Source organism: Faecalibacterium sp. OF03-6AC, assembly GCF_003478175.1.
GTDB classification, from domain to species: Bacteria; Bacillota; Clostridia; order Oscillospirales; family Ruminococcaceae; genus Faecalibacterium; species Faecalibacterium taiwanense.
In genome coordinates this window covers 1-5,177 of sequence record NZ_QUEN01000023.1, presented here as the reverse complement: position 1 = coordinate 5,177, position 5,177 = coordinate 1, and the positions used below count along the sequence as shown (strand labels likewise).

Genomic DNA, 5,177 nt, shown 5'->3' with positions numbered 1-5,177 from the left:
GGTCGCCCTCGCCCAGCGTGATGCCCACGATGGCGCTGCCGCCGGTGCCCAGCATAAAGCCGATGGTGCCCAGCAGCATGGGCAGCGGTATGATGAGGTTGACCGCCGCAAAGGCCGTCTTGCCCACAAAGTTGGAGACACACAGGCCGTCCACGATGCCGTAGATGGAGGTGAACAGCGTGGTGCCGATGCAGGGCAGCACGAACCGCAAAAGGCGGAAATAGGTAAAATGATCGGAAAGCTGGATACGCTGCTTGGACATGGTGTCCTCCTTTCTGCACAAGGTGCAAAAAACGGGTCGGATAAATGTCCGTGAGTGCACGCCCGGCCTCGATCTGCTTCGTCACTACGGCAACGAAACCTCCGGCGGGGCGCTGTCTGCACGGCATCTTATCCGGCCCGTTTCAAATTACGTTGAAAACGGTCCTCCGATGAAGCGAAAAAGAGTATATCAGAATTTATTTTTGTTGTCAAGGCAGAAAAATCAAAAAAATCGGCATTCGAGGGTCAAAATTCATAAACTGTCTCTTATGTATCTTTACATTACCTTCTGAAACATATGGCGCACCTTGTCCAGGCGGCTGTTTGGACGGCGGGGCTGGATGACCGGCTGACCGACAGCGGCCTGATATCCTTTCAGCTCTGTAAGGCATACGCTCCGCCCGTTGGTGTAAAAGGCCAGATCAGTACGGTATGCCTGTATACAGCGGGCGGGAATCTCGCCAGTAAAGACAACTTCATCCTTTTTTACCTGGACCGTTTCGATGGTGGCACAGTATTTCGGTGCATCATGATAAGCCCTGGAAAGATATTCCCGGGGCGCATAGAGGGTGAAGGAGAGATAAGGTTCCAGCAGTTGCGTCCCTGATTCCTTCAATGCCTGTTCCAATACAATCGGGGCCAATGAGCGGAAGTCCGCCGGCGTGCTGACCGGACTGTAATAAAGCCCGTATTCAAAGCAAATCTTACAGTCCGTTACGTTCCAGCCGAACAAGCCCTGCTCCAGCCCGTAACGGATACCATCCCTGACAGCGTTTTGAAAACTCTGGTTCAAGTATCCCAGCGAAACCCGGCTCTCGTATTGTACACCGGAGCCAAGCGGGAGTGGTGTAACAGACAGTCCGATGGATGCCCAAAACGGGTTGGGCGGCACCTCGATATGGATGGTGTGGCTGGCTGCTTTGAGCGGCCGCTCCATATAAATGACGGTGGGTTCCTTTACCACTGTTTCAAGCTTGTATTTTTCCGACAGCAAAGCGGAAACAACCTCCAACTGCACCCGGCCCAAAAAAGAAAGAATGATCTCATGGGTGATGGAATCCACCTCGCAGCGCAAAAGCGGGTCAGTATCCGCAAGTTGCGTAAGAGCGTCCAGCAGCCGTTCTCTTTGCGCTGCCGTTTTCGGCGCAATCGACGTCCGCAGCATGGGGAGGGGGTCCTCACGCCACCTTTTACGAGGGAGCCGGGTTGGGTCCCCTAATACATCGTTTAACCTCACGCTGTCGCTGGGAAGGATAACAATTTCACCCGGATAAGCGGTGTCTGTCCGAACAATTTCCCCTTTGGATGGAATACGCATCTCTGTGATTTTCAGCTTTTCTCTCCCGGCCAGGGCCACCGTATCCCGCAGGCGCAGCGTTCCGCTGTATAGCCGTAGATAGACACGCCGCTGGCCGCAATCTGTATACTCCACCTTGAAAACGCTGCCGCATAGGGCGGCGCTCCCCTGTTCCCCAATCGGTTGGAACAGCCCTGTCACCGCATCCATCAACGGTTGAATGCCAAGGCCCTTTTTGGCGCTGCCATAATAGACCGGGAACAGGGAGGCGTCTTGAACCCGCCGCTGTTCCTCCCGCACAAGTTTTTCCCGGCTGATTGGTTCTCCTGCGATATACTTTTCCAATAATTTATCGTTATTTTCGATGACCGCATCCCATGCTTCTATGTCGGTATTTTCCTCCAGGACTATTTCCGGGGACAGCGACACCGTCTGCTTGATGATAATATCGGCGGAGAGCTTATCCCGAACAGACTGAACCACGCTCTGCAAATCAACGCCAGCCTGGTCGATCTTGTTGATAAAGATAACGGTGGGAATGTTCATTTTCCGCAGGGCATGGAACAGAATACGGGTCTGGGCCTGCACGCCATCTTTAGCGGAGATCACCAAGATGGCCCCATCTAAAACAGCCAAAGAGCGGTACACCTCCGCCAAAAAATCCATGTGGCCGGGCGTATCCACAATGTTGACTTTACATCTGTGCCACTGGAAGGAAGTGACTGCCGCTTGAATGGTAATTCCCCGTTGCCGTTCCAAAATCATAGTGTCTGTTCTTGTGGTCCCTTTATCCACGTTTCCCTGTTCCGCAATCGCTCCACTGGTGTATAGCAGACTTTCTGTCAATGTAGTTTTTCCTGCGTCTACATGGGCCAGAATGCCGATATTGATTATTTTCATGTGATTGTCCTCCCTTTACAGCCCCAAAGGGCATAAAAATCCCCAGCAGTAAAATACTTTTACCACTGGGGATTATAAGTTGCGGACATACACATATACAGCATACACCTGTTTGTGATTGCTGTTTTTGGGGATATGTCAAAATTGATAAGGCAAAAGTATTCTTAAATTGGGTACAAAAAACTAAGCCCCTACAAAAGGAGCTATCATAATCCTTTGTTCCCACTATTTGATTATAGTTTTATTTAAGAATACCTTGCCGCATATTTTTTACTCCTTTTCTGGATTAAATCATTGTATCACATCAGTATTGTATCACATCAGTTTTAGGAAAGCAAGTACCTAAAAGAAATTTTTCTTCCCCTTATATGTAACAATCATACCGGCTTCCTAGCGTTCAGAATGTTTTCTGCTGTCTGCTGTGGTGTTTGGTTGGAATTGTCCAACCAAAAGCCGATCCGTGGTGTTGTCTGCATAAATGTATCGTATAAGGTTTCAACCGTAAAGCCGGAATAGCCTGTTTTCTCCCTGTATCGTTCCCTTTCTTTTATTGTTTCCACATCTGGACAAAGAACGACAACCTCAACAGGGTATTTATGCAGATAATTTATCATTCGGTTTAATTCATCACCGTAGTAGTTATCTTGGATCACTACAGAAAAGCCGTTGTCAAAGTATGACCTTGCCGCATCAGCAGTCAATTTGTATCGAAGGTACAGCTGGCGGACTGCTTCCGCTGATGGGGTAGCTGACATATTTTCTCTGCCTGAAATAATCATTTTTCGGAACACATCACCACGAAGATGGACGCATTTTTCTATTGATTTTGCCAGTAAATCGGAAACTGTAGATTTTCCAGAAGCCATTAAGCCTGTAATGAGATAAATTTTTTGTTTCATTTCACTTCCTCCGGCACAAAAAATATGTACATGTAACTAATTCAACACATTTATAATTTGAATAGGGACATTATAGCATTTACTAAATACAAATTCAATGTATACGGAAAGAAAGATATAAGGAGTGGGAGGGATTCCGCCGTAGTCGGCATTGTAGGAAAATCCAAAAGTTTAGATTTTCCCACAATGCTTATCTTTTGGTCTTTGGTTCGGAATAGTGTAGTGCTGGCGGTCTATCTCTTGTTTTCGGTTGCTTGCTTCCTTACCGTACATGAGCATTGGAGCCGGGGTTGTCGTTACCATAGCCTTCCAGCAGGTTGATGGCACCCCAAACGCCGAGACCGGCACCCAGAGCGACAACCAGAGTCTGAAGAACTTCGATAGCAGAGTTAAAGAATTCCATAGTCGTTTCTCCTTTATTTTGAAAAAATTGTAGACCATTCGTACACACCTGAAGCTGCCTATTGAAGCCGCGAACTGCGGCGAGAGTGGACTTTCTGGTGTACCTCTCTGGTCTGGATAAAATAAAATCGCCTACCGGATCAGGCAGGCGGGAGCGAATCAGCGTCAATCACAACAAATTCATCATTGGGACTGATTTTTTCTTTTCGGTTCAGATACTTTTCAATATCGAAGGTATTTTTGGAGTCGTAGTCCGAGGTCAGCTTGTAGTTCGGGTGCTGGGTCAGGTCGTACTTGTCAGAAAGAAACGGTCTGACACCACGCAACTGCAAAATGCACTTGCCGCCGTCCAGCACCGCCAGCTCGTCCCGGCTCAATAACTCGTGGCCCATCTTTTGGAACGTAGTGCCGTAACTGGGGCTATTGCCACGGGTGTCTGAGGTGTTGAAGGCGTCGATGGTCTCCTTGCCCAGCATCTCGGACAAGTCTTTCAGGGTGGTCGGCTCACTGCCGCCGAGGAAAATCTGGCTGTCCATGTTGCCCACAATGGTATCCGCGTTATCCTTGTAAATGGCTTTCAACTGGCTTCTCGCCTGCAAAACAAGGCAGGCGGAGATCTCACGGCTGCGGATGGTGGCCACCAGCTTTTCCAGATTGGGAATCTGCCCGATGTTGGCGCACTCGTCGATGAGACACCGTACATGAACGGGCAGCTTGCCGCCGTATACATCATCTGCCTTGTCGCACAGCAGATTGAAAAGCTGGGTGTAGACCATGCTGATGAGGAAGTTGAAGGTGCTGTCCGTATCGCTCATGATGAGGAACAATGCCGTTTTCTTATCGCCCAGCGTGTCCAGTTGCAGCTCATCGTACATAGTGAGGTCACGCAGCTCTTGGATGTCGAAGGGGGCTAATCTGGCACCACAGGAAATGAGGATGGATTTTGCGGTCTTGCCGGCAGCCAGCTTGTAAAGTTTGTACTGCCGCCCGGCAAAGCTGTTGGGCTTCTTTTTTGCCAGTTCTTCAAACAGCAAGTCCACCGGATTCTGGTATTCCTCGTCATCCTCCAGCACCTGCATGGTGTTGAGCATTTCTAACAGTGTTGCAAAATTCTGCTCCTCCACCGGGGCTTCATAATGCAGATAAGCGATCAGGGCAGTAAGCAAAAGACGCTCCGATTTTTCCCAGAATGGGTCTCCGCCGGACCCTTCACCCTTGGTGTTGGTCATCAGCGTTGTCACCAACTTCAAAATGTCTTTTTCGCTGTGGACATAAGCGAAGGGGTTGTAGTGCATACTCTTGGAAAAGTTAATGGTGTTCAGGATTTTCAGCTTGTAGCCTTTTTTCAGAAGTGCGTTCCCGCACTCGACCACGATACTGCCTTTGGGCTGCATTTTGTCAAGATAAAAAATCAAGAT

The 5,177-nt window shown here is 49.0% G+C and carries 5 protein-coding genes; all 5 read right to left on the bottom strand.

The window, feature by feature from the left end:
- A partial coding sequence (locus DXA66_RS14630) for an MATE family efflux transporter (protein ID WP_243089116.1) occupies window positions 1-262 on the bottom strand: 262 nt, incomplete at its 3' end.
- A 276-nt stretch (window positions 263-538) separates the two neighbouring features.
- On the bottom strand, window positions 539-2,458 hold the full coding sequence (tet(W), locus tag DXA66_RS13965) for a tetracycline resistance ribosomal protection protein Tet(W) (RefSeq protein WP_118529319.1): 1,920 nt from the start codon (window positions 2,456-2,458) through the stop codon (window positions 539-541).
- Between the two features lie 377 nt (window positions 2,459-2,835).
- The gene (locus tag DXA66_RS13960; protein WP_102732904.1) at window positions 2,836-3,357 is read right to left on the bottom strand and encodes an AAA family ATPase; all 522 of its coding nucleotides are present in this window, start codon (window positions 3,355-3,357) and stop codon (window positions 2,836-2,838) included.
- A 262-nt stretch (window positions 3,358-3,619) separates the two neighbouring features.
- Window positions 3,620-3,760, bottom strand: coding sequence for a Maff2 family mobile element protein (locus DXA66_RS13955; RefSeq protein WP_044954258.1), 141 nt, complete (start codon window positions 3,758-3,760; stop codon window positions 3,620-3,622).
- Between the two features lie 139 nt (window positions 3,761-3,899).
- The coding region (locus tag DXA66_RS13950) for a VirD4-like conjugal transfer protein, CD1115 family (protein WP_118529318.1) at window positions 3,900-5,177 on the bottom strand (1,278 nt) is incomplete at its 5' end.

What these genes read in the sequence shown, in the direction of transcription:
- DXA66_RS13960 (WP_102732904.1), bottom strand. Translation starts at nt 3,357, where the DNA reads ATGAAACAAAAAATTTATCTCATTACAGGCTTAATGGCTTCTGGAAAA.
- DXA66_RS13955 (WP_044954258.1), bottom strand. Translation starts at nt 3,760, where the DNA reads ATGGAATTCTTTAACTCTGCTATCGAAGTTCTTCAGACTCTGGTTGTC.